Annotated in this window: 19 protein-coding genes and 2 pseudogenes; 6 read left to right on the top strand and 15 right to left on the bottom strand. The window is 66.5% G+C overall.

Features of this window, described 5'->3' with window-relative positions:
• Positions 1–20 precede the first annotated feature (20 nt).
• The 7 genes from ASE66_RS20590 to ASE66_RS20560 form a co-directional block, all read right to left on the bottom strand.
• Positions 21–308 (bottom strand): SAF domain-containing protein, encoded by a 288-nt coding sequence (locus ASE66_RS20590; RefSeq protein ID WP_057191565.1) that lies wholly within the window; start codon positions 306–308, stop codon positions 21–23.
• Positions 305–1201: an NAD(P)-dependent oxidoreductase gene (locus ASE66_RS20585; protein WP_057191564.1), complete on the bottom strand. Its 897-nt coding sequence runs from the start codon at positions 1199–1201 to the stop codon at positions 305–307. The genes ASE66_RS20590 and ASE66_RS20585 overlap by 4 nt, the downstream gene beginning before the upstream one ends.
• A 71-nt stretch (positions 1202–1272) precedes the next feature.
• A complete protein-coding gene (locus tag ASE66_RS20580; protein WP_057191563.1) occupies positions 1273–2499 on the bottom strand; it encodes an ABC transporter substrate-binding protein in 1227 nt (408 codons plus the stop codon).
• Positions 2500–2521: 22 nt separating this feature from the next.
• Positions 2522–3331, bottom strand: coding sequence for an ABC transporter ATP-binding protein (locus tag ASE66_RS20575; protein WP_082613650.1), 810 nt, complete (start codon positions 3329–3331; stop codon positions 2522–2524).
• Positions 3332–3357: 26 nt separating this feature from the next.
• Positions 3358–4110 (bottom strand): ABC transporter permease, encoded by a 753-nt coding sequence (locus ASE66_RS20570; protein WP_057191562.1) that lies wholly within the window; start codon positions 4108–4110, stop codon positions 3358–3360.
• Positions 4107–4901, bottom strand: a complete 795-nt coding sequence (locus tag ASE66_RS20565; RefSeq protein ID WP_057191561.1) for an ABC transporter permease — start codon at positions 4899–4901, stop codon at positions 4107–4109. The genes ASE66_RS20570 and ASE66_RS20565 overlap by 4 nt, the downstream gene beginning before the upstream one ends.
• Positions 4898–6055, bottom strand: coding sequence for a UxaA family hydrolase (locus tag ASE66_RS20560; RefSeq protein WP_057191560.1), 1158 nt, complete (start codon positions 6053–6055; stop codon positions 4898–4900). The genes ASE66_RS20565 and ASE66_RS20560 overlap by 4 nt, the downstream gene beginning before the upstream one ends.
• A gap of 177 nt (positions 6056–6232) precedes the next feature.
• On the opposite strand from ASE66_RS20560, the gene ASE66_RS20555 reads away from it, so the two are divergent.
• On the top strand, positions 6233–6916 hold the full coding sequence (locus tag ASE66_RS20555; RefSeq protein WP_057191559.1) for a GntR family transcriptional regulator: 684 nt from the start codon (positions 6233–6235) through the stop codon (positions 6914–6916).
• Positions 6913–7791 carry an SMP-30/gluconolactonase/LRE family protein gene (locus ASE66_RS20550; RefSeq protein ID WP_082613603.1) on the top strand — a complete coding sequence of 293 codons (879 nt, stop codon included), beginning with the start codon at positions 6913–6915 and terminating at the stop codon, positions 7789–7791. The genes ASE66_RS20555 and ASE66_RS20550 overlap by 4 nt, the downstream gene beginning before the upstream one ends.
• Positions 7792–7815: 24 nt before the next feature.
• On the opposite strand, the gene ASE66_RS20545 is transcribed toward ASE66_RS20550, so the two are convergent.
• A complete protein-coding gene (locus ASE66_RS20545) occupies positions 7816–8649 on the bottom strand; it encodes an SDR family NAD(P)-dependent oxidoreductase (protein ID WP_057191557.1) in 834 nt (277 codons plus the stop codon).
• Between the two features lie 114 nt (positions 8650–8763).
• On the opposite strand from ASE66_RS20545, the gene ASE66_RS20540 reads away from it, so the two are divergent.
• Positions 8764–10215, top strand: a complete 1452-nt coding sequence (locus ASE66_RS20540) for a sulfatase (RefSeq protein WP_057191556.1) — start codon at positions 8764–8766, stop codon at positions 10213–10215.
• Positions 10212–11642, top strand: a complete 1431-nt coding sequence (locus ASE66_RS20535; RefSeq protein WP_057191555.1) for a sulfatase — start codon at positions 10212–10214, stop codon at positions 11640–11642. The genes ASE66_RS20540 and ASE66_RS20535 overlap by 4 nt, the downstream gene beginning before the upstream one ends.
• A 165-nt stretch (positions 11643–11807) precedes the next feature.
• Here ASE66_RS20535 and ASE66_RS33335 read toward each other — a convergent pair.
• The 4 genes and pseudogenes from ASE66_RS33335 to ASE66_RS20525 form a co-directional block, all read right to left on the bottom strand.
• Positions 11808–12020: pseudogene (locus ASE66_RS33335) on the bottom strand (hypothetical protein); the annotation flags it as partial.
• A 1-nt stretch (position 12021) separates the two neighbouring features.
• Positions 12022–12296: pseudogene (locus ASE66_RS33330) on the bottom strand (transposase); the annotation flags it as partial.
• 204 nt (positions 12297–12500) lie between these two features.
• On the bottom strand, positions 12501–15944 hold the full coding sequence (locus ASE66_RS20530) for an autotransporter domain-containing protein (RefSeq protein WP_057191554.1): 3444 nt from the start codon (positions 15942–15944) through the stop codon (positions 12501–12503).
• Positions 15945–15985: 41 nt separating this feature from the next.
• On the bottom strand, positions 15986–16363 hold the full coding sequence (locus tag ASE66_RS20525; RefSeq protein WP_057191553.1) for a hypothetical protein: 378 nt from the start codon (positions 16361–16363) through the stop codon (positions 15986–15988).
• 224 nt (positions 16364–16587) lie between these two features.
• Here ASE66_RS20525 and ASE66_RS20520 point away from each other — a divergent pair, with 224 nt between their 5' ends.
• Entirely contained in the window at positions 16588–18261 is a 1674-nt protein-coding gene (locus ASE66_RS20520; RefSeq protein ID WP_244494999.1) for a winged helix-turn-helix domain-containing tetratricopeptide repeat protein, read from the top strand.
• A 447-nt stretch (positions 18262–18708) separates the two neighbouring features.
• Here the strand turns inward: ASE66_RS20520 and ASE66_RS20515 are convergent, their stop codons facing one another.
• The gene (locus ASE66_RS20515) at positions 18709–20304 is read right to left on the bottom strand and encodes a helix-turn-helix domain-containing protein (protein WP_057191552.1); all 1596 of its coding nucleotides are present in this window, start codon (positions 20302–20304) and stop codon (positions 18709–18711) included.
• Positions 20305–20621: 317 nt separating this feature from the next.
• On the opposite strand from ASE66_RS20515, the gene ASE66_RS20510 reads away from it, so the two are divergent.
• Entirely contained in the window at positions 20622–20999 is a 378-nt protein-coding gene (locus ASE66_RS20510) for a hypothetical protein (protein ID WP_156412255.1), read from the top strand.
• Here the strand turns inward: ASE66_RS20510 and ASE66_RS20505 are convergent.
• Both ASE66_RS20505 and ASE66_RS33325 read right to left on the bottom strand, forming a co-directional pair.
• Positions 20953–22650 (bottom strand): autotransporter domain-containing protein, encoded by a 1698-nt coding sequence (locus ASE66_RS20505; RefSeq protein WP_244495021.1) that lies wholly within the window; start codon positions 22648–22650, stop codon positions 20953–20955. The two genes, ASE66_RS20510 and ASE66_RS20505, sit on opposite strands and share 47 nt — an antisense overlap.
• On the bottom strand, positions 22647–23996 hold the full coding sequence (locus tag ASE66_RS33325) for a hypothetical protein (RefSeq protein WP_244494998.1): 1350 nt from the start codon (positions 23994–23996) through the stop codon (positions 22647–22649). The genes ASE66_RS20505 and ASE66_RS33325 overlap by 4 nt, the downstream gene beginning before the upstream one ends.
• Positions 23997–24002: the final 6 nt, after the last annotated feature.

The following is a 24002-nucleotide window of genomic DNA, read 5'->3' as shown; positions in this document are numbered from 1 at the left end:
CCTGCGTGACGCGCCGATCTTCAGCCGGTGTGGCCACGCAGGCTCTTGAGGTTGTGGACATGGACATGGTCGCCGGCCGCGACCGGCGCCGTCAGCCGGCCGATCACCTCGCCGTATTTGCGGACGTAGTGGCCGGCGGCGAGATCGCGCAGCGCCAGCTTGTGGCCGCTCGTTAGCGCGGCGCCGGCGACGAGCCTCAGCCCCTCGCGCGCGCCGCGGATCGCCACGTCATCGCCCGCCGCCACGGCGGCGACCAGCACGGCGACATCGTCGGCCGCGTGCAGGACGATGGCGGCAGCTTCCGTCATGCGGGAAGCCTGACCTGCACCCCGGCAGGATCCTCGCGCAGCTTGAGCACCGCGCCGACATCCTTGCTGGCGAGGCCGGCCTCGATCGCCTCCTGCAGCGCTGCGAGTGTCGCTGCGCCGACCGGCGTCTCGATGCCGAGCGAGCGGTTCATCGCCAGCGCGAGGCGACAATCCTTGTGCGCGAGCTTGACCATGAAGCCGGGCTCGAAATCGCCCTTCAGCGCGCGGTTGTGCATGGCGACGGCGAGTTGCTGGTTCCACGCCATCGTCGTCTTCAGGACGCTGATCATCGTCTCCAGGCTGAGGCCCGCCTTGGCGCCGCAGACCAGCGCTTCGGAGCTCGCGGTGATCAGCACGCTGGCGAGCAGGTTGTTGGTCAGCTTCATCGCCTGGCCCATGCCGAGGCCGCCGCAATGGATCAGGTCCTGGCCCATCGCCGAGAGCACCGGCCGGGCCCGCTCCAGCACGTTCGTCTCGCCGCCGATCATCAGCGTCGAGGTGCCGGCGATGGCGTGCTCCACCGTCTTGCCGACCGGGCTGTCGAGCATCTCGACGCCCTTCTCCCTCAGCGCGGCGCCGATCGCCTGCGTCGTCTGCGGGTCGATCGTGCTCATGTCGATGTAGAGGCTGCCGCGCCTCAGGCCCTCGGCGATGCCGCCTTGGCCGAGTACGGCCTTCTCCACGTCCGGCGCGTCGGGAAGCATGGTGATGACGACCTCGGATGCGCTAGCCACCGCGGCGGGCGAGGCGGCGGCGGTGGCGCCGGCCGCGACCAGCTTCGCCACGGCGCCCTCATTGAGGTCGTAGACCGTCAAGGCATGGCCCGCCTTCACGAGGTTTCGGGCCATTGGCGCGCCCATGGTGCCGAGACCGATGAAGCCGACCGCTGTCATGATGATTATCCTTCATTCTGGATCGAAACCGGCGCCCCGCCCGCTGGCGGGGCGCTCTGTCGGGCAAGCCCTCAGGCCGGCGCCTTCCACTGGTCGGCCTGCCAGGCCGGCAGGCCGCGCAGGTCCTTGGCCTTCTGGTCGGTGAAGCCGCCTTCGGCCGGGACCTTGCCGGTCGCGTCATAGGCCTTCTTGAGCAGCGGGCTGGCCTTGGCGAAGGCCGATTTGACCTTGTCCCATTCGAGCGGCTTCGGGATCAGCTTGCCCTCGACCATGAACTGCGAGATCTGCGTGATCGCCGACGCATCGCCCTCCGTCGGCCAGGTCCAGCCGCGCTGGAACAGCACCTCGTCCTCGACCGCCTTGGCGCCGAGTTCGGGCGGCAGGCCCCAGTATTTCTGGACCGAGGTCGCGACGTCGCCGGGCTTCTCCTTGACCAGCTCGGCGACGGCGCGCTGGCTGGCGACGAGGAAGGCCTCGCCGATTCCGGCATCGGCGCCGACGATGCGGTCGCTGCAGATCCAGAAGGAGCGGTGCAGATAGTAGCCGTCAGGGAAGAATTTCGACTTCTTCGCCCCCGGCAGGAGATGGCCCGCACCCTTGCCGGCCGGGCCGTCATAGCCGGCTTCGCTGTAGCCGAAGGAGTTCATGACACCGACGATGCCGATTTCGGCCTGGGCCTTGAGGAAGGCCGGATAGATCACGATGGAGGCATCCATGCCGTCGGGGATCGAGGCGGCCTGCGCCTGCGTCGGCGTGTTCACGACCTTGATGTCGAACGAGCGCGGATCGGCATTGCCGAGCTCGCAGAGCAGCATCTGCGACAGGGCGTTGTAGGGATCGCCGCCGACCAGCGCCCCCACCGTCTTGCCCCTGAGGTCGGCGATCGACTTGATCGGCGAATCCTTCCGCACCGCCAGCACGAAGCGCATATGGCCTTCGCCGACGGAGAGCAGGTTGATCGGCTGCCCCTGCGCCAGGAGCCGCACGATCGGCGTATTTCCCCACATGCCGATGTCGAGATTGCCGGAGATGAAGGCCTCGACCATCGGCAGGGCACTCGGATAGTCGCGCCAGTCGACGGTCAGGTCGTAGCCGAGATCGGCGGCTGCCTTCTCCAGCATCTTCTCGCCGATCATGCGCTGGGTGACCGGCGAGTTGCCGGCGGCATAGGGCTGGCGGCCGACCGAGACCTTTGCGCTCTTGCGCGCTTGAGCGCGGACGATTCCCGGCATGGCGATGACGCTTGCGGCGCCGACGACAAGCTGGCGGCGGGTAGGCATCAGATTTCTGGTCTTCATGGCATTCCTCCCTCTTGTTTTTTCAGGTCATCGTGGCGCGGTAGGCCTCCTCGCGGATCGACTGCCAGATCGACTGGCAGAGATCGGCGAAAGCCTTGCTGAGGCGGGTGGCGTCGTCGCGGGGCCGCGGCAGGTCGATCTCGACGATCCGCTTGAGGCGGCCGGGATGGCTCGAGAGCACGACCACCCTGTCGGCCAGGAAGACCGCCTCGTCGATGGAATGGGTGATGTAGACGACGGTACGGCGCTCGGCGGCGGGCTTGTCCTGCCCCCAGATCCGCAACAATTCGTCCTGCAGGATGATCCGGGTCTGGGCATCGAGCGCCGCCAGCGGCTCGTCCATCAGCAGGATCTGCGGCTCGTTGGCCATCAGCCGCGCGAGCGCGACGCGCTGGCGCATGCCGCCCGAGAGCTGATGCGGGTACTTCTCCTCGGAGCCCGTCAGCCCGACGAGCTCGATCACCCGCCGGACGCGCTCCTCGCGCTCCGCCGCCGAGAGGCCTGCGCCCGCCGGGCCGTGAACGAGGCCGAAGCCGATATTGCCGCGCACCGTCTTCCACGGGAACAGGGCGTAGTCCTGGAACATCACGCCACGCTCGGCGCCGGGCCCGCGGATCGGCCGGCCGTCCAGCGTCATCGTGCCCGTGGTCGGGGTCTCGAGCCCGGCCAGCATGTTGAGCACGGTGGTCTTGCCGCAACCGGACGGGCCGACGATGGTCAGGAACTCGCCAGGCCGGATGTCGAGCGAGAGGTCCTGGACGGCGACGACCGGCGCGGCCGGCGCCCCGAACGATTTCCCGATGCCGGAGAGGCGGATCTTTGCGTCCGTCATTTTGGCGTCTGTCATCTCGGCGTCTGTCATGGGGTGCTCCATGGCACGGCGCGGGCGAGGGCGAAGCGTAGCGCGCGATCGAGCAGCAGGGCGACGATCCCGACCGCGACCATGCAGACGACGATGCCGTTGAGCTCGACGCTGTAGGCGTAGAACACGAACATCATCTGGCCGATGCCGCCCTGGCCGCCCGCCTTGGCGCCGACCGCGAGTTCGGCGGCGATGATCGCGGTCCAGGCGACGCCCAGGCCGATGCGCATGCCGACGAGGATGGCGGGCAGCGCCGCCGGCAGCAGCACGACGCGCATGCGCGTCAGCGTGCCCACGCCCATCGTGTAGGCCGCCCGCATCAGACTAGGCTCGATGCGCTTCACCCCTGCGATCGTGTTGATCAGGATCGGGAAGAAGGCCGCATAGGCGACGATCGCCACCGCCGCCTGCGTGCCGGTGCCGAGCCAGAGGATGATCAGCGGCAGCAGCGCGATGGCCGCGATCGGCCGGAAGCTTTCGACCAGAGGGTCGAGATTGCGCTCGACCACGGCGACGCTGCCCATGACGATGCCGAGAGGGACCGCAAGGCAGGAAGCCGTCGCGAAGCCGAGAAAGACGCGCAGCAGACTGGTCGCCAGCCCCGTCGGCAGGTCGCCGCTCGCGATCATCGCGACGGCCGCCTGCAGTACGGTGCTCGGACGGGGCGCACGCGGCGAGCCGCTTGCAATGAGCTCCCAGGCGAGCAGCAGCAGGATCGGCAGGGCGAGCTTCAGCGCCAAACGGTTCATTGCCGGCCCTCCGTCCGGGCCCAGGGAGCGAGCGCGTCGCCGAGCCAGCGCAAAGCGCGGTCAGTCAGGAAGCCCAGCAATCCGATGACCACGATGAAGGCCATCACGGTGGGCGTCGCCAGCATGCTCCGGTAATATTCGATGGCGTAGCCGAGGCCGCTCGGTGCACCGACCAGCTCGGCCGCGACCACGGCCGTCCATGACGCCGCCACCGCCAGGCGCAGCGACACCAAAACGGATGGGAGCGCGGCCGGCACGACCACCCGACGCATGATCGTGCCGCGCGAGAGGCCCATGGTGCGCGCCGCTGCGATCAGGCGACGGTCGACGGATTGCGCTCCCGCCGCCGTGCCGAGCAGCAGTGGGAAGAACGCCGTGTAGAACATGATGAAGATCGGCAGGCGCTGCCCAATGCCGAAAATGAACAGCGCCAGCGGAATCCAGGCGATGCCGGCGATCGGCCGCAGCAGCTCCACCGGCCATTCGAGCAGGTCGCTGATCATCCGGCTGCGCCCCATGGCGAGGCCGATCGGGATGGCGAGAACAGCAGCCGCCGCGACGCTGACCAGAAGGCGCAGCAGGCTGATGCCGGCATTGGCGGTCAGCTCGCCATCGAGCCAGCTCTCGCGCAGCGCCTGGGCGACCGCGAGCGGCGAAGGCAGCAGCAGCTTGTTCGGCACGGCTTCGGCAGCGAGGTACCAGGCGAGCAGGAACACCGCCATGGTCCGGCAATAGATCAGCATTCCGCCGAACCAGCGGATGAGCTCCCAGGGCGCGCCGGCTCGGATCACAGCGACCCCCGGATGCGCGTCGGCACTTCCAGCCCCTCGCCGACGATCTCGCCCAGGGTCAGGGTTCCGTCGGCGACGTCGAGGATCGCCTCGACGAGACGTTCGCTGCCGGAGGCCACCGTTTCGCCTCCGGCGAGAACCAGGCTCGCGTCGAAGTCGATCTGCGTCGGCAGCCGCGTCACGGTTTCCGGGTGCGCCGAGACCTTGATCGTCGGTGCGATCGCGCTGGCGAAGCTGTTGCCCGGGCCGGTGGTGAACAGCATGATCATGGCGCCCGCCGCCGCAAAGCCGGTCATCGAATCCGGCGAGAAGGACGGGCCGTCCATCAGATAGAGGCCGGGCCCAGGCGGCGCTTCCGCGACGCCGAGCACACCCGCGATCGGGCCGGTGCCCGATTTGACGATGGCGCCCAGCGATTTCTCCTCGATGGTTGAGAGGCCTCCCTTGATGTTCTCCTCGCCCGGGTTGTTGCCGGTCAGGCTGCGCCCGGAAGCGATCGCGATGGCCTCGCGGCGGGTCACCGCCTCGCGGATCCGGGCGGCAACATCGGCATTGACCGCGCGGCGCGCGAGCAGATGCTCCGCTCCGAGCCATTCGACCGTCTCGCCGACGACGACGCTGGCGCCCGCTGCGACGAGCCGGTCCACCGCTGCCCCGACGACAGGGTTGCTGGCGAGCCCGGAGGTCGCGTCGGAATGGCCGCATTCGACGGCGACGACGAGTCCTGCCGGCTCGGCCAGAGTGCGACGCGCCCGCGAGGCGATGCGGCTGAGTTCCGTGGCGCGGCGCAGGCCGAGATCGCTGACGGTGAGCGCGTCTTCGCCGCACTCCGCAAAGCTGACGCTGGCGACATGCTTGCCGGCGCCGGCGATCCGGGCCGCGACGAGGTCCGACGCGGCCTGATCGACGCCGACGACCAGCACGGCCCCGACATTGGGATTGCGGCCGAGGCCGACGAGTTGATCAAGATGCAGGCTAAGATCAGGCTCCACCTGGCCGCGGCCGGCCGAGGTCGCGACCAGCAGCGAGCCCGGCAGGTTGCGCGCGATCCGTTCGCTCGCCCGCAAGGCGAGGCCGTTGATACCGAGGATCAGCACATGATTGCGCACGCCCACGCGCCCATCGGCGCGCAGATAGCCGTGGAACGGTCTCACCCGCAAAGATCCGGCGACATCACGCAAATCCGCCCCCGACAAGGCATTGGGCCGACCCGCGTCGGCTTTGGAACGCAATAGGTCTATTTGATCAAATCTATCCTTGGCAAGCCCGAAATTGACAAGGCTTGTCGGCTATGCGAGCGAGATTTGGTCAAATCCGGGTTCAGGCAGGCCATGGCGAGAGTTCCCGACGTCCAGCAGCTCTTGCGCGACGACATCGTCTCCGGCGCGCTTCCCTTCGGCTCCCGGCTTCGCATCGACGAACTGGCCAGCCGCTACGGCGTCAGCCACATGCCGATCCGCGAGACCTTGCGCCAGCTCAGTGGCGAGGGCCTGGTGATCATCGAGCCGAACCGCGGCGCCCGCGTGCGCCCGATCGATATCGGCTTCGTCGAGGACCTGTTCGACATCCGCAGCGCCGTCGAGACCATGCTGGCCCGGCGCGCGTCGGAACGGCGCAATGCCGGGCATGTCGCCGCCTTGCGCGCCGCTCAGGAGGAGCTCGAGGCCCATGTCCGCAATGGCGATTTCGAGGCGGTGCGACCGGTGAACCAGCGCTTCCACGAGGTGATCAACGACGCCGCCGGCAATCCGGGCGCGATGTCGCTGGTCGACAAGCACTGGCTGCTCGCTGCCGCGCTCTGGCAGCGCTACGGCTATGACGATGGCCGCTTCTATGACGAGACCCGCTTCCACGGCGTGATCAACGATCATCAGCATCTGATCCAGGCGATCGAGCGCGGCGATTCGACTTCGGCCCTGCTGCTGATGGGCGCGCATATCGAGAAGGCCAAGCACGACCTGCTGGCCCGGATGACCGCCGCCCAGTTGGCGGCCGGGCTAGAGCAGCCGGCATGAAACCGTCCAAAATGATTGTTGCGGCCAACAGCGGCGATGTTCTCGGCGAGTCGCCGAGTTGGCTGGCGCGCGAGCAGTGCCTGTGCTGGATCGATCTGCGAGCGCCTGCCCTGCATCGGCTCGATCCGGCGACGGGGGCGCTGAAGACCTGGCCGATGCCGGATTTGATCGGGGCGGTCGTGGGCCGCCGGCGCGGTGGCGTGGTCGTCGCCGTCAGGCACGGCCTCTACGGCTTCGACCCGGAAACGGCGGAGTTGACGCCGCTGGCCTCGGTCGAGCCCGGTCCGCCGGAGAACCGGCTGAACGACGCCAAATGCGACCCGGCCGGCCGCATCTTCTGCGGCAGCATGTGGGATTTCGGCCTGCGGACGACCGGCGGCCTCTACCGTGTCGACGCGACAGGCGCCGTCTCGCAGATCAGGTCGGCGGTCATTGTCGCCAATGCCATCGCCTTCGCCCCGGACGGTCGCACCCTCTATTTCACTGATACGCGGCAGGGAGCGATCGAACAGGCCGACTATGACCCCGCGACCGGTGAGGTCGGCCCATGGCGCCTCTTCGCCGCCGCCGACGCCGCGCCGGGCCGGCCCGACGGAGCGACGGTCGATGCGGACGGCTATCTCTGGAACGCGCGCTATCAGGGCGGCTGCCTCGCCCGCTTCGCGCCGGACGGCCGACTCGACCGGCTGATCGAGTTGCCGGTCAGCCAGCCGACCTCCTGCGCCTTCGGTGGTCCCGACCTGCGGACGCTCTACGTGACGACGGCACGCCAGAAACTGAGCGCCGAAGCGTTGGCGGCAGAGCCGCTGGCGGGTGCGCTACTGGCTCTCGATGTCGGCGTGGCCGGCCTGGTCGAGCCGCTCTTCGCAGGCTAGCCGGGTCGCTGTCGCGGCGGGGCGTCACCAACCAAGATGGCGGCCGCCCGTCGCCTGCAGGTCGGCTCCGGTGATGAAGCTCCCGGCCTCCGAGCACAGGAGCAGCGCTGCCCCTGCCATCTCACCGACCTCGCCGGCCCGCCGCATCGGCGCCGAACTCTGCTGGATGCGCTGCCATTGCCAGGCATCCTGCCGGCGCCACCGGTTGCGCTCGGTGGCGATCAGGCCCGGCGACAGATTGTTCACGGTGACGCCAAAAGGGGCGTAGTCGGCCGCGAGGTTGATGGCGAGGTTGTGCTGGGCGCTCTTCAGCGAGGCATAGATCGCAAGGTCCGGCTCCGGCCGCGTCTGGTTGATCGAGCCGATCGTCAGCACCCGTCCCCATTGCCGCTGCTTCATGCCGGGCATGGCTTCCTGGAGCAGCTCGATCGTCGCGAGGTAGTTGATCCGGAGCTGCCAGTCGATCTCGTCGTCCGGCAAGGCGGTGAAGGCGGTGCGCTTCTGCACGGAGGCGCAGACGACGAGCACGTCGAGCCCGCCCAGCCCGGCGATCGCCTCCCGCACGCAGCGCCGCGCTTCGCCCGGCACCGAAAAATCCGCCTCGATCGCGAGCCCCCGGCCGCCGCGCGCCTTGATATCCGCGACGGTGGTTTCAGACGCGTCCGGCAGGCCGAAGGCCGTATCGGCCGCGCGCGAGAAATGGATGGCGACATCGGCGCCGGCATCGGCAAAGGCGATCGCGATCTCGCGGCCGAGACTGACGCTGCCGCCGGTCACCAGGGCGCGCCGCCCCTTCATCGAAAAGCGTTCGGCGACCGCGGCGGCGTTCCGGGCTGCGATCTGCTTCGAGGATGGCATGTCGAAACTCTGATTTGATCATCAATTCGACGAAGACGCCATATTGCCTCGCAGGATGTCAAGAGATATGACCTCTTCACTGCTATATTTGATCAAATGATGCGAGGAAGCCGGATGCGCCAACCCAACATCCTGCTGTTCATGCCGGACCAGTTGCGTGGCGACTGGGCTGGTCCGCACAACGCAGGCCGCGTGCGCACGCCGGCGCTCGATCGGCTCGCGGCCCGCGGCGTTCGCTTCCTGCGCGCGATCTGCCCGTCACCGATCTGCGGCCCGTCGCGGGCCTGCCTGGCGTCGGGCTACGAATATGACCGCGCCGGCGTACGCAACAACGGCTACAGCGCCTCACCCGATGCACCGAACCTCTATCGGCAGCTGCGCGACGCCGGCTATAACGTCATGACCTGCGGCAAGCTCGACCTGCTCAAGGGCGAGCCCGACTGGGGCGAGGACGGGCAGCATGCGCTGCATGGCCCGTCGCGACTGCAACGCCTGGGCTTCACCGGCGGGCTCGACAGCGCCGGCAAGCATGCCGCGATCTTCGCCCATCGCGATGGCCACCCCGAGCCCTATTTCGCCCATCTCAAGCGGTGCGGCCTGGCCGAGACGCATTGGTCGGATTTCGCGGCCCGCAGATCGCCTGCCCTCGGAGCCGATGCGCTCGATTTCCCTGGCGCCGGCGCCAATTACCGCAACACCGCTGCCACGGGCCTGCCGGACGAGGCCTATTGCGACAATTGGATCGGCGCCTGCGCGCTATCCCTGATCGAGGAGGGCGCAAAGTGCGGCAAGCCCTGGTTCCTCCAGGTCAACCTCACCGGCCCGCACGAGCCGATGGACGTGACCGCCACCATGGCGGCCGGCGCCGCCGGTCTCGACCCGCCCGCGCCGGTCGCACCCGTCGCCGACATGACGCCGGAAGCCCATCGCGCGATCCGGCGCAATTATGCGGCGATGATCGAGAACATCGATGCGATCTTCGGTCGCTTGCTGGCGCGGATCGAGGCGCTCGGCCAGATGCAGGATACCGTCATCGTCTTCACCTCCGACCATGGCGAGATGCTCGGCGATTGCGGCTACTGGGAGAAATTCATCCCGCATCAGGCCTCGCTGCATGTGCCGCTGGTGATCGCCGGCCCTGCCGTCGCGCAAGGCGCGACGATCGCCGCTCCAACGACACTGCTCGATCTGCACGCCACCTTCGTCGAGATGGCCAAGGCGCAACCCTTGCCGGGCAACGATAGCCGTAGCCTGGCGCACCAGCTTGCGGATCCCGCCCGCAGCCATCGCGATGTCGTCCATGCCGGCCTCGGCAACTGGAGAGCCGTCTATGACGGGCGCTTCAAATATGTCGCCGGCTTCGACCCGCGCCTGCCGCGCAAGGCGATGGAAGCCGCCGCCTTCGCGGCCCAGCCTGACCAGAGCTGGCGCCTGGTCGAGCCGGAGGCCGATCCCGCGGAGGCGACCGATCTGAGCGCGCGCTATCCAGACATCGCCGCGCGGCTGCGGGCGTCGCTGACCGCGAACGCCTCTGCAGGGCGGCCGACCGGGGAGAAACGGGCATGACCACACGTCCGAACATTCTCTGGATCATGGGCGATGAATTCAGGACCGACGCCCTCTCCTGCTACGGCACGCCGCATCCGGCGATCACGACGCCGCAGATCGACCGGATCGCGTCGGCAGGCGTGCGCTTCGACAACTGCTTCTGCAATTCGCCGATCTGCGTGCCGTCGCGCACCAGCGAGATGACCGCGAACCCGCCCGAGGTCACGGGCGTCTACGGCAATGAAGGCTCCTGGGCGAGCTACCCCTACGACCGCGACCTGATCACCTTTCCCGAGCATTTCGCCCGGAACGGCTATCGCACTCTGAACTTCGGCAAGACCCATCTCCCGGTGGCGTTGCGGCCCTGGCAAAGCGACGACCATGTCGGAGCTGATCTCGGTGGCTTTTTCGACGGCGTGGAGGATGACGGCGGGCAGATCCTGACGCCGACCTTGAAAGCTGCGATCGGCGGGACCTTTCCCGGCCCCGTCGAGTTCCCCGGCAACAAGCTCACGCGGGCGGCGGCAACCTGGTTGCGCAGCGAGGCGGCGGCCGAACAGCCCTTCCTCGCCCGCGTCAGCTATCTTCAGCCGCACAGCCCGGTCATGCCGCCTGCGCCCTATGACACGCTCTACCGCGACCTCGACTGGCCGCGCAGCATCGATGGAGGGCCTCCTGAAAGCGCCTTCGAACAGAGTTTCGTCGATGTCATGCAGGCGGCCGCGCTCTCGCCCGACGATCTCGCCCGCATACGCTCCGACTATTACGGCCTGGTCAGATGGCTCGACGACCAGGTCGGAGTGATCCTCGATGCGCTGGAGGCGAGCGGCCTCACTGAGCGGACGATCATCGTGCTCGAGGCGGACCACGGCGTCTCGCTGGCCGAGCGCGGCCGACTGCAGAAGCACACCTTCTTCCCGGAGGTCCATCGCATCCCGCGCCTCATCGCCTGGCGCGGCCAGCTGCAACCACAGGCGCGTGCGGATCTGTGCGAATCCCTCGATCTCGCCAGGACGCTCTGCGGCCTTACCGGCGTTCAACCCGCGGAGAGCTTCCAGGGACGAGACCTTTTCCGCGATCCCCCGCCGGAAGTAATCTTCAGCACTGTGGGCTACGGCACGCGCGATAGCTACGCCCTGCCCAATCAGGTCGTCGGCCGCTGGGCGGACGGCAGCGGCTGGCCGCGCCGCTCCTGCATCAGGACCGCGCGCTATCGCCTCGACATGACGGTCCGGCAGGACGGCGCTCCGGTCTTGCCAGAGAAAGAAGATCCTTTCCTGGCCGACCTGGCACTCGACCCCCTGGAGGAAGCGAACCGGGCCTGTGACCCCGCCTATTCCGCGATTCTTGCTGACCTGCGGGCAAAGCTGCTCGCTCGTGCAGCCGAAACCTATGAACCAGCCTTTGTACCGACCTTTTCTGCGGCTGGTCGCGGTGTGAATTGAGTCGTTTCGCTCAGGCACATATTGTCGGGCCCTTGCCACGAAGTGGCGATGCATCAGCGCCGCTCAACGACTCGGGAATGGTCTGCCCGCGGCCGAAGTAGACGTCTGCGGGCGTGAGATTGCCGAGGCTTTCGTGAGATCGGGCATGGTTGTAGCGCTCGACGNAAGGCGGCGCCCTGCCGTTCGAGATCGCCGGGCAGGTAGTCGTTTTCGAGCAGGATGCGGTTCTTGAGGGTCTGGTGCCAACGCTCGATCTTGCCCTGCGTCTGGCGATGGTAGGGCGCGCCGCGAACGTGCTGCATGCCCTTGCCGTCGAGCCAGGCGGCGATCGCGGCCCGGATTGTGTCGGGGATCCGGTTCCAGACGCGATCTGGCTGCNATAGCGATCATACCAGCGGTAGAACGTGGCGCGGGGAATGCCGAGCTTGTCCAGTGTGCGCCGCGTCGGCAGATGCGAGGCCTCGACCAGCCGTAATACATCGACGGGGCGATCCCCTCGCGCCGGCACAGCTCGGCGATGCTCTGCGCGCCGCGCACGCCCTCCAGCACGATGCGGATCTTCTCTTCGGCCGAGAACTGTCGCCGCGTCGCTCTGCGGATGTCGTTTACGACCTGCTCTGCCGGCGCTTTGTCCGGACCCGATTTCTGTCTCATCTGCGCTCCATAAGGGCTGCGATGATCCAGAAATCCTCCCTTCTCAAAAACCCCTAAACTGTCTCAAGGGCGCTGATGACGGACACAAATCAACGACAAAGCCAGCATCAAGACCCGCCGCAAAACGCTCGGTTGGGACGATGAATACCTCTTCAACGCAATCGCTCAGCCAAACTCATGACATTCAAGCGATTGTCCTGGTGGTCAGAACCGGACGCGCAGGGCCGCCGAGCCGCCGATCTCGTCGGAGTTGGCGGAGAAGGCGCCGTCGGCCCGCGCCGTGATGCTGACGGCGGGCGTCAGGCGAATGTCGAGGCCGAGGCCGACGAGCGCCGCGTCACGGTCGCGGCGCGCGCCCTCCACGACGAAACTCGCAGCCGGCAGCGCCGCGATCGAGGCCGACATCGTCATGTCGCGCTCGAGATAATGCGCCCAGGCGACGCTGCCGAACGCGGTCAGATAGGTCGCGCCGGCGCGGAAGTCGGCGTCGAGCCGCAGGCCCAACTCGGTGCGCACCGCATTCGACGTGCGTCCGTTCACGGCGAGCGCGGCGACGCCCGCGGCGGCGCCGGGGGCGGGGGTCTCGCGGAAGGCGTCGGTGCGGATCGACTGCGCCTGGATCGCGGTGGTCGGCGAGAGCGTCATGCCGCCAAACCGCAGCGCCTCCCAGGCGGCCTCGGCGCGCACGCCGAAGCCGTGGGCGCCATACTTGGCCGAAAGCGGCTGGAAGCCCAGCACCGGCACGGTGCGGCGCGCCTCGACGTCGAGCCAGCTATAGGCGGCCGAGGCCCCGAAGGAGAATGCGCCGGCGCGCGCCATGCCGTAGAGGCCGGCCTGGAAGGCGTCGGCCTCGGCCGAGCCCCGGCCACTGGCGAGCGAGGCATTGGCCTTGGCGCCCGAGACCGCGAAGCCGATGGCGGCATTGGGATCGAAGCGCCAGTCGGCGCCGACGGCGACGCCGGCATGGTCGCTGTCGCGCCTGGCCGAGCCGACGCCCGTGCTGCCATCGACATGGCCGGTCGCGCCGAAGACGCTGCCCCAGACGGAATAGAGCGGATCGGGAGCGGCGACGTCGAGCGAGGTGCGGCCGATACGGTCAAGCGGACCGGGCGCCTTCGCGTATTGCTCGGCGGCGTAGAAGGAGGGCGCGCCCATCGCGCTCCCCGCTTGCCCGCGCCGACCGAGCGCGAACGGGTCGAGCATGGTCGAAAGGAAGCGCCCCGATACGTCGAAGCCCATGGCGGCGGCCGACGTATGCACTTCGCCCGAGAAGGTGTTGAGCGTCCCGGGCAGGTTCGCCGCCGACTGATTATAGAGCGGGAAGAAGGCGTCGAAGTTCGCGCCCGCCGCGAGCGCGGCGTCGAAGCCGGCAGCCACGGCGGCCGGGTTGCGCGGGCTGCCGATCCCGACGATCGGCGCGAGCGGAGCCGGCGCGAGCGTCAGGTTCACGTCGGCGCCGATATAGGCGACCTGCGACGTGATGCCGGCGCCGAACGAGCCTTGCGTCTGCACAATGCCGAACGTGCCAGTGCGTCCGCCCTGCGCGCGAAGCAGCGTGTAGGGCGTGTTGAACAGATACGTCCCGCCCAGCGGCACGAGGCGCAGCGTGCCGGCCAGTTGCGCCGTGCCGGTGGCGTTGATGCGGTCGGCCTGCGCACCCTCGATCTCGGCGACGTAGACGCCGCCCGGCCCGAAGACGACGTTGCCGTTGACGGTCAGCGTGCCCGGCGAATTGCCCGGCGAGACGGTGCCGTTGACTGTGAGTTGCGGGATCGTGCCCGAGCCGCCGAAGGTGCCGTTCGCGCCGATCGTCACCGGCGAGGCGAGCGAGCCGTCGACGATGAGCCGGCCCCCGTCGACCTGCGTCGGGCCGGTATAGGTGCTCGTCCCCGTCAGCGTCAGCGTGCCCGTGCCGACCTTGGTCAAGCCGCCGGCAAGCCCGTCGTCGCGGATGACGCCGCCGAAGCTGCCGTTGGTGTTGCGTGTGCCGACCGTGAGCGTCTCGCCGCCGATGCGCACGAGCCCGCCGGTTCCCTCCAGCGCGCCGATGCTGACGCCGCCCACGCGACCGGAAACGTCGAGTTCGCCGTTGCCTTCCAGGATGAACCGCGCCGTGCCGCCGGTGGTGGCATTGAGGAACGTCGTCGAGCCGTTCGCATTCGTCGTGATGGTGGCGTTGCCGGCGCTGCTCGTATCGTAGAATTCCAGGGAACCGGCACCAGTGTTCGTGATCGTGGCGCTGCCGGCGCTGCTGGTGTCGCCGAACCGCACGGTGTTGAAGTTTGTGATCGTGGCGGAGAGAGCGGTGCTGCCGCCAAGAAAGTCCACAAAACCGTTGTTCGTGATCGCGGCGCTGCCGGCGGTGCCGCTGAGCTGAAACTGCAGACTTCCGTCGTTCGCGATCGTGGCGCTGCCGGCGCTGCTGGTGTCGCCGAACCGCACGGTGTTGAAGTTCGTTATGGTGGCGCTGCCGGCGCTGGCGTTGTTGAAGAACAGGAGATTGGCATTGTTCGTGATCGCGGCGCTGCCGGCGCTGCTGGTGTCGCGGAACCGCAGGCCGGAATTGTTCGTGATCGCGGCGCTGCCGGCGCTGCTGGCGTCGTTGAATCCCACGAAGTCGTTGTTTACGATCGTGGCGTTGCCAGCGCTGGCGGTGTTGAAGAACTGAAGATTCGAACTGTTCGTAATCACGGCGCCGCCGGCGGTGCTGGTGTCGAGGAACTCCAGCAGGTTGTTGTTCGTGATGGTGGCGCCGTCGGCGCTGCTGGCGCCGCGGAACCGAAGGGTATTGCCGTTCGTGATCGTAGCGCCGCCGGCGGTGCTGGTGTTGAGGAATTCCAGCGTGCTGTTGTTCGTGATCGCGGCGCTGCCGGCGCTGCTGGTGTCGCGGAACCGCACGCCGAAATTGTTCCTGATCGCAGCGCTGCCGGCGCTGCTGTTGTCGAAGAACTCCAGCAGGTTGTTGTTCGTGATCGTGGCGCCGTCGGCGCTGCTGGCGCCGCGGAACTCCAGGAGACCGCCGTTCGTGATCGTCGCCGTGCCTGCCCTGCTGGTTTGGTAGAACTGCAGGATAGCGCTAATAGGGTTTGTGATCGTGGCGCTGCCGGCGCTGCTGCTGCCGGAGAACAACAGAACACCGTTGTTCGTGATCGCGCTGCTGCCGGCACTGCTGCTGTCGAAGAAGTGCCCGAAATAATTGTTCGTGATCGTGGCGCCGCCGGCGCTGCTGTTGTCGCGGAACTCCAGCACACTGTCGTTCGTGATCCCGGCGCTGCCGGCGCTGCTGCTGTTGAGGAATTGCAGCGTCCCGTTGTTCGCGATGCTGAGCCCACCGCCGTTGACGACGATGCCAGCGCCGACGAATTCAAGCGTTTGCGCATTGTTGGTAAACGTGTAGTTCGATGCTCCCGCATCGAAAGTCCATCTGCCGATCGTGGTGGTCGGGGCCGAGAATGTCAGGTTGATAGTGTTGGACACTCCAAAGGATGCGGTGCCGGTCGGCACGGTCGCCGGAGTCCAGTTGCCGCCGGTGTTGAAATCGCCCGTAGCGGGATTGAGCCCCCATGTCGCGTCCTGCGCCGCTGCCGTCCCGGCCAGCGCCGCGAGCGCGACGCCCGCGAGCAGCACCACCGCTGAGGCGTCGGCCACGAGGGCCCGACATCTGCTGGTTGGATTGCTGCAATTGCCCGTCATCGTGATCGCCCCTGACTTCTTGGCGACGGCTCGAACGGCCGCGCCCGTTTGCCCGCGCTGCCTGCGATGTGGCGGACGATGTCGTATTTGAGTATCTCGCTGATGAAGGCTGCCGCGGTGTTGCGGCTGGCGAGGCCGTGACGCAGGGCGATGTCGACGACCCGCTGTGCCAACAGGCCGCTGCCGGCCGCCGCGGCTTCGTTGCGGAAATGTTGCGCCAGCGCGGCCTGCGACATCAGCCAGCGCTGCTGCGTCGCGAAGGGCGACGCCAAGCGGGGGCTGGCCTGATGGAGCTGCATCAGCGCCTCTGCCTGCCTGCGGATGCAGGTGCCAAGGGCAGGATGCGCCAAAACCTGGTCGGCTTCCATCGCCATGGGTCGATCGTTTCGCTTCCCCGGTTCAGGCCGGCATCATGGCCACGGCCTGCGGATTCTCGCCGATCTCGAACCATCTGGATCTGGACGCCGTCACGCACACGAAGATACGGTTTCGCCAATCGCCTCGTCCTGAAAGGCGGCTGCGCATTTTCTGAAAGTTTTCTGGTATTCTCGTTCCAGCGGACCTCCGGGCCGGGGAGCCGCTCTATGAAACAATCGGGGTGATCGAAGGCATGCTGCTGCGGTTCGCCGGGTTTGAACTGGACCGGCGACGCGCGACGTTGCGCGGACCCGCCGGCGAAGCCGTTAAGCTGCGCCCCAAAACCCTGGCCATGCTGGTCCTCTTCGCGACCAATCCAGGGCGCGTGCTCAGCAAGCGGGAGCTGATGGACGCCGTCTGGGCCAACGTCCATGTCGGCGAAGACAACCTGTTTCAATGCATCCGGGAGATCAGGACCGCGCTCGGCGACGATCGGCGCGAGGTGATCCGCGTCGTCTCCGGCAGCGGGTATCTGTTCGAGGCCGAGGTTTCGGCCGAGCCTGCCACGCACGTAGCGCAGGCCGCGCACCCTGCGCTACGCAGCGCGACGCAAACCGGCCCTGCGCTCGTCCCCGCCTCGTCATGGCGCCGCTTCGTGCGCCGCCGCCGCGCTGCCGTCGCGACCGCCGGGCTCGGCTGCATCGTCGCCCTCACCATCATCATGATGATGCTTGCTCCAGGGCTCCTCATGGCGGGGCGGCCGCCATCGATCGCGGTGATGCCGATCGCCGCCGGCGACGAGGACAAGGCGATGGCGGCGATCATGACGACCCGCCTCGCGGACGGGTTGGCGCAGATCGACACCATCAGCGTCGTGGCGCCGCAGACATCGCAGCAGGCGGACTTCATCGTGACCGGCGAGCTCCGCAAAACCGGACGGTCCTGGGAGGCGCAGGCGCGCATGACCCGGACGGCGACCGGGGAGATCATCTGGACCGCGCCGGTCTCGGTGGTCATCGACGAGGCCGATCTGGCGTTGCAGCAGTCCCGGCTCGTGGCCGGCGTCGGTTATCCGCTGGCGATGCGCATCAATGCGCTCGTCAATGCCGACACTCACAAGGGTCGCTCATCGGCCGGTGGCGCCAAGGTCGTGATCGAGCAGGCTACCGCGTCCATCATCCAGACGTCGCGAGAGCGCTTTGCGACGTCACAGGCGATGCTGGAAAAGGCGCTGGCCGAGGATCCCGACAATGTCGATCTCGCCGTCGCTCTGGCAGCCCTTCAGATGCGCGGCGTTCAGATGATCTGGTACGATCCGACAGAGAGCGCCGCCGCCGAGGCCCACGCGGGATCGATCCTGAAACGCGCCTTGCGGATCAAACCGACCAGCATCCCCGTCCTCGACGCCTCTTGCCGGCTCCTCAGCGCCACCAATGAATTCACCGAGAGCCTTGTTGTCTGCGCCAGGGCGTTGGCCTTGAATCCTTGGCACGCACCCGCGCTGACGCATATGGGTCTCGCCCAGCTCCAGGCGGGCCGCTTCGAGGAGGCGCTGGCCTCGTTCAAGCGGGCCGACAGTTACGACACGCCGCAGGTCTCGCGCTGGACATGGAAGCTCAATGTGGGGAGGACCTATCTGTTGATGGGTCGCAGCGAAGACGCCTTGCCATGGCTGAAAAAGTCCATCGCCATCACCCCGGCGACGGGACGCAGCCACATGCTGCTGTCTGCCGCCTATATAGGCCTGGGACGGCCGGCTGAAGCGAGAGCAGCCATGGACCAAGGCATGGCGTTGCGGCCGGATTCGAACCTGGAAAATGTCCTCCTGCCTATCAGAAATGCAAGCCCAATCTTGTTGGCCGCGGCCGCGTTGCTTGCGAAAGCACTTCTCGCGGCAGGTTTGCCGGAGCACTGAGCCTCGATCGGCAAAAGGCTGATGCCTAGCGAACAGTGCAAGCACTTTGGGTGTTCTGCGGTGACGGGATGCACGCTTCCGGCCGAATTCGACCAGGCCGCGCCAGCCAAGGTTCTGCTTCAGGTCGAAGCCCTGATCAACCTGTCCGCCATCGACCAGATTCTCGAACGCGCTCAAAGATAAGGTTACGATGAGCCACTTACTAATCGCGCCTTGGCACAAAAAAATTATTCATCAATTTCAATAACATAGGTGTTCGCATTTTTGTCCTGAATGGCGCGCCAAATACCGCCGATTGCCCTCCATGGCATGCTATAGCTGCCGAAATTATGCCCGTTCAAGGGTGACGTGGTTTGATGAGGCGATGCTCGATATCGAGGTCGGCTCATACACCCTCGAAGGAGTGGCAGCGAAAGAGGCGTCCGGAAATAAGGGGCGGGCGCGCGCTCAGCTCGAGCCGATCAGCCCCGTTCCCCTCAGGACGAACGGCGGAACGATATCCTCGCCGTGCAGCCTGGTCAGGTGGGCGAGAAGCCCCTGCATGATTTTGGCGCGCGCCTGCAGCGAGGTGAGGTGTCGCACGGAGGTCATGTAGGTATAATCGATCGCGTTGTGCGCTCCTTCCTGACCGGCGGCGACCAGAGCATCGGTCACCGCCTGCGGCAGCGACTGGCCGGGCGGGGTGACGAGCACGGCGATCATCACGGTGAGATCAGGCGGAGAGTGCGGGCTCTCGCAGGAAAAGGCCGTCGCCTCCAGCGCTTCGCGATCGCCGGCTGCCAGCAGCGCGATGCACTTCAGGACACGCATGTGCCTCTCGAACTCGGAATCGGGATCCGCCATCTCGATACCGCGATCGAAGAACGCCACTGCGGCGGCGAAATCGCCGCGCGCCTGCCGGAGTTGCCCGAGCAACGGCAGGGCGGCAGCAAAGTCCGCCGTGCGGGCGAAGGCACGCTCCGCAAGATCCTCAGCCAGTTCGAGATGGCCGCGATCGACGAAGTAAAGAAGCTTGGCGGCGGCGAGCATCAACAAGGGATTGGTCTCGACGAGCGGCAGGCATTCCAGCACAGTTCCTTCGATCTCGCTCTCCAGATCCTCGCGCTCGCTACGACTGATGCCTGTGAATGGATTGGTGAGGACGAGACGTGCAAACAAATGCAGGCACCACTGAAGCGCGATGTCCGCACTGGCCGGATTCCTCTCCCGCGCATCGCGCAGCTGCAGGCCCTTTTCCAGCCATTTCGGATTGGAGGCCGACAACAGAGTCGTTGCCTTGCGCAAGCGGATCTCGAGCGGCTGGTCGGTGGGCGTGCCGAGCCCTTCTGAAGCCTCGAGCAGATTTGTCTCCAATGCCGCGATGACGTCGTTCGACACACGTTCAATCTCCGGCGTAAGCGATGTCGTGCCCGCCGCCGCGAACTCGACCCGAAAGGCCCGGATGATGCGCCGTGTCTGGACCTCCCGAAGCGTGGCCGTGCAATCCAGGCGGGCCCCGCCGTCGCGAAAGCTCACCCTCAGCACATATCGCGTCGCGGCACATTCTTCGTTTCCCACGACGATTGCGGTCTGGCCCGCGCCGACCCTGCCCGCGATCGTCTCGCGCAGCTGTCCCGTGATGTAGTCTGCCCGTTTCGTCAGACGCTCATCATGCCGGGGGACAACGGGGGCGATCGCCAGAAATCCGTGGGCTGGCGCGAAGTCCGGCTTCAGGGTGGCCGCCGGCACTTGCGCGGCGATCCAGACATAGCCCTCGCCATATTGCGTGGCGATATATTTGGGGGACCGTGCGCTGTCGCCCAGCTTTGAACGCACCCGGTTGATGAGAAAATCGACGTTGCGATCTGAGGTGTCCGAGTTCGCAGACGCAATTGCGTCAAGCAATTGGCTGCGCCGCATCAGACTGTGCGGATTCCGGGTCAAAAGCAAAAGGAGCGCCCGCTCGCTGCGTGTAAACCGTATCTGTTTTCCGTCGCGATGAGCAAACAGGCAGCTGCGATCCAAGGCGACATCACCGAACACCAGGTCTTCCGGCTGCAGCATCGTACGTTCCATCCGAACTCGCGCCCGCCGGTTGACGTGGCATCACTCATCGAGCGGGGGACAGGCGGAAGCCTCCTCGCAACATGCAGGTTGAACGTATGGCGCGGGACGCTGCCATACGCAATTATGGCGTTCTAATATCGGAAAATGAGCGAGATGCTTTGGGTGCCACGACTACCTGAAATGGTTCGGTAGCTTGGCCCATCAAGCCGCAAGAGCTTTACCTTATCAACGGCGACCGAAAGCGCGTCCGATATCTTTAATGTTGGGAACCCGAGAAGAAACTCCACCTGCTCTACCGCATGGTCGAGGGGGGCGTGACTGATCTGGATGCCGTCTTGAAGACGCTGGACGCCGATCGCGACAAGGCGAAGGCTGCGCTCAACCGCATCAGGGGGCGCACTGCGTCCGCCTTCTCATTCGATCCGGGAGCGACCGAGCAGTTCGGCGGGCTTATGCACCAGAGCATCTCATCCGGCGACGTGCCGTTCAGCAAAGCCTATATGCGCGCCGTGGTCGATCGGATCGAGGTCGACGACGACGTTATCCGGATCATCGTCGACAAGGCTACTCTCAAACAGGCAATCGCCCCGGGTGAGACTGGAGCGCCAAGGCGTTTCAATCGGAGAAACGCGAGCGCGCGTAGCGCTACCAGACGTAGCGCACGACACCCTTGCCGGCGTAGCTGCGGCTGACGTCGGAGAATTCGCCGTCGAACGTTGCGGCGACTGACCAGCCGCCTTTGAAGGACACCTCTGCCGAAGCAGAAGTGAGCGCGGAGTTGCGGGCGGCGCGTGCGCCGTTGACGATGAAGGTTGAGCCGGGCAGCGATTGAAACACGGCGCTGACATTGCGGTTGGTATCGTAGTCATGCGCCCATGCGGCGCGGCCGCGCAGCGTGACAAGCGCACCATCGACTGCGAAGGATTTTTCGGCGCGCAGGCCGAGTTCGGTGCGGGCCGCGATGCCGGTCTCGGCTGAGTAGTTCAGCGCGAAGCCGCCGGCACCGCTGAGCGAGGTCTCGGCATAGGCCGGGAGACGCAAGGCCGTGACCTGGAAGGCGGCATAAGGCGTCAGGTCGATGCCGCCGAGCGCGGGCACCAGCCAGCGACGGCCGCCTTCGATACGACCCGAAAAGGCATTGGCATTGAAGCTTGCGCTGAGCCGTTCGGGGCCGACAGCGGAAATCAGACGGTCAGTGCTGATGTCCTGCCAACCGTAAGCAGCAGTGGCGGCGATATAGGACGACGCAAAATTATGGCGGAAGAAGGCGCCGGCCTGGAATAGCCCGGAGCGGCCGCTGCCGCCATTGGCGACGGAGAAGTTGGTGCCGCCGCCAGCCAGGCCGAAACCTGCAACGGTCTCGGGCGAGAACCAGTAGTCGGCGCCGACGGCCAGGCTGGCGCTGCGGCCGGTGGAGCGGTTCGAGCCGAGGGCCGCGTTGCCATCGGTTGTGCGCGAACCGCCGAAGCCGGCACCCCAGATATTCCAGCGCGCCTCGTAAGCGCGCGGCGCCGTCTTGGCGAACATCGCATGGGCATCACGCTCGGCGCGCGTGCGCCTGTCCGGAGCATAGGCGAGGGCACCGCTCCCGGCGGCGAAGGACGATGCGCCGGGCGCGGCGCCGCCGCGGCCGGCAGTGAAGGGATCGGACAACACGCCCATGAACTGGGTCATGGCATCGTAGGTCGTCTGCTGCGTGCCGGTGGCGGTCTCGCCCGAGATCTGCGTCAGCGCATTTGGAAGATTGATTTCGGTGAGAGCGAACAGCGAATTGAACGACGACGGCAGGGTCACGCCGCCCTCCAAAGCATTGTCGATGCCGGCGGCAACGTTCCGCTGGTTGATCGAGGCATTGCTCGACAGGATCGGCGACAGCAGGCCGGGATCGAGGGTCAGAAACACGTCATTGCCGACATAGCTCAGCCGTGGATTGCGCGCGAAATTGTTGATGACGGAGGCGCTGCCGAATGCGCCGGTCAGCGTGCCCGCCTTGAGGATCGTGTAGGTCGTGGTCGATGGGAGACGCGCGAGCGGATCGACGCTGACCTTGCCGGCGATGGCTGCGGTGCCGGAGACGATCGCCCTGTCCGACGATGTACCTTCGACCTGGACCAGATAGGTCGAGCCCGCACTCATGGCCAGGCTGCTCATGGTCAGCGTGCCGATGGAATTGCCGGGCGCCAGCGTGCCGGCATTGATGACGGTGGCACCGAGCGTGCCGTTGCCACCGAGTATGCCGCCGGCATTGACGGTGAGCAGGCTGGCGGCAGCGAGATTGCCGTTTACGGCAAGCGTGCCGCCATTGACGTTGACAGCGCCGTCATAGGTCGAGTTGCCGGTCAGCGACCACAGCGAGCTATCGACCTTGTTGAAGGTTGTGAAACCAGAATACTGATTTGTGAGCCCCGGGACGAGTTTTGAGATATCGAAGCTGCCGGTGCCGGTGCCACCGAGCTGCAACGTGTTGCCAGGGACGGCGGCCCAGACCAACCCGGAGATGACGGAGGTTGGCGCCAGCGTGAGCGTGTTGCCGCTGCTCGCGAAATACACCGCGGCGATGCCGCCGCTGATGGTGCCTGCGTTGAAGATCGACGCCGGGTATAGGGGGCCTCCCACAACCGCCATCGTCGCGCTGCTGATGGTGGCTCCCACATTGTTGACAAGTTGCAGTTCGCCGAAGCCGCTCCCCACCCCCCCATCGTTCCGAAATTGGTGACGGACAAGGCCCCCGCACCAAGGATGGTACCGATGTTTCCGCCGGCGTGATTGACCAGAGTGCCGCTCGTCCTGACGTCCGTCACATTGCCGAAATTGACGATATCGGCGCCGGCAATGCTGGCAATGCTACCAATCGTGCCTGTCGCGGTATTGACCACCCTGACGTTCTGCCCAGAGATGCCGCCGATATCTCCGGCATTTTCCACGTCGACAGTCTTGAATGCCGCGACGCTGCCGCCGATACTTGCTCCGGCCCGGTTGATCAGCTTCACGCTATTGAAACCGGCGGAAACGGTCGCCACACCGCCCGTGCTCGTGATGCTTCCTGCATTGTCGATGGTGATGTTGCCACCGCGTGAAAATATGCCGCGTGTCCCACCGGAAATGACACCGCCGGCGCGGTTGGTCACCGTAATATCGGTGAGGGCATCGATCGCGGCCGCGTTGGTCCCGGTGATGTTTCCTGCGTTGTCGACCGTGATGCCGCCGGCGGTCGAAACGACGCCATCGACTGCACCCCGGACGGCGCCGCCGGCCTGATTGGTCAGCGTCAGGTTGGAAGACGCAGTGATGCCGGTACCGTTCGTGCTGCTGATCGTCCCGAAATTGATGACGGAAGCAGCTCCCGCGCTCGCGCTGATGCCGACGCCGTTCGTGCCGGTGATCGAACCATAGTTGGTCACGGCGAGAGAACCGGTGGCAGCGTCGATGCCGCTTGTCCGACCCAGAACCGAAGCGCCAAGCCCGTTGCGGATCACGGCATCGCCGACCCACATGCCGATTTTGCCGACCGATTCCACCGACGCGCCATCGCCGACATTGATCGTGATGCCCGTCTGATTGCCGGTGCCGTACCCCGCGTCAACGTTCTGATTAACGGTGTTTCCCGTGCAGGTCACAGTGGAGCCCGGCGCAGGTGTTGTTGCATCGACGGCGCCGGGCGTACAGGCGGCTCGCGCCAGTGTTGCCATCGAGAC

Source organism: Allobosea sp. Root483D1 (genome assembly GCF_001429505.1).
Lineage (GTDB): Bacteria > Pseudomonadota > Alphaproteobacteria > Rhizobiales > Beijerinckiaceae > Allobosea.
Note: the sequence above shows the minus strand (reverse complement) of the source record. Positions and strands in the feature narration are given on the sequence as shown.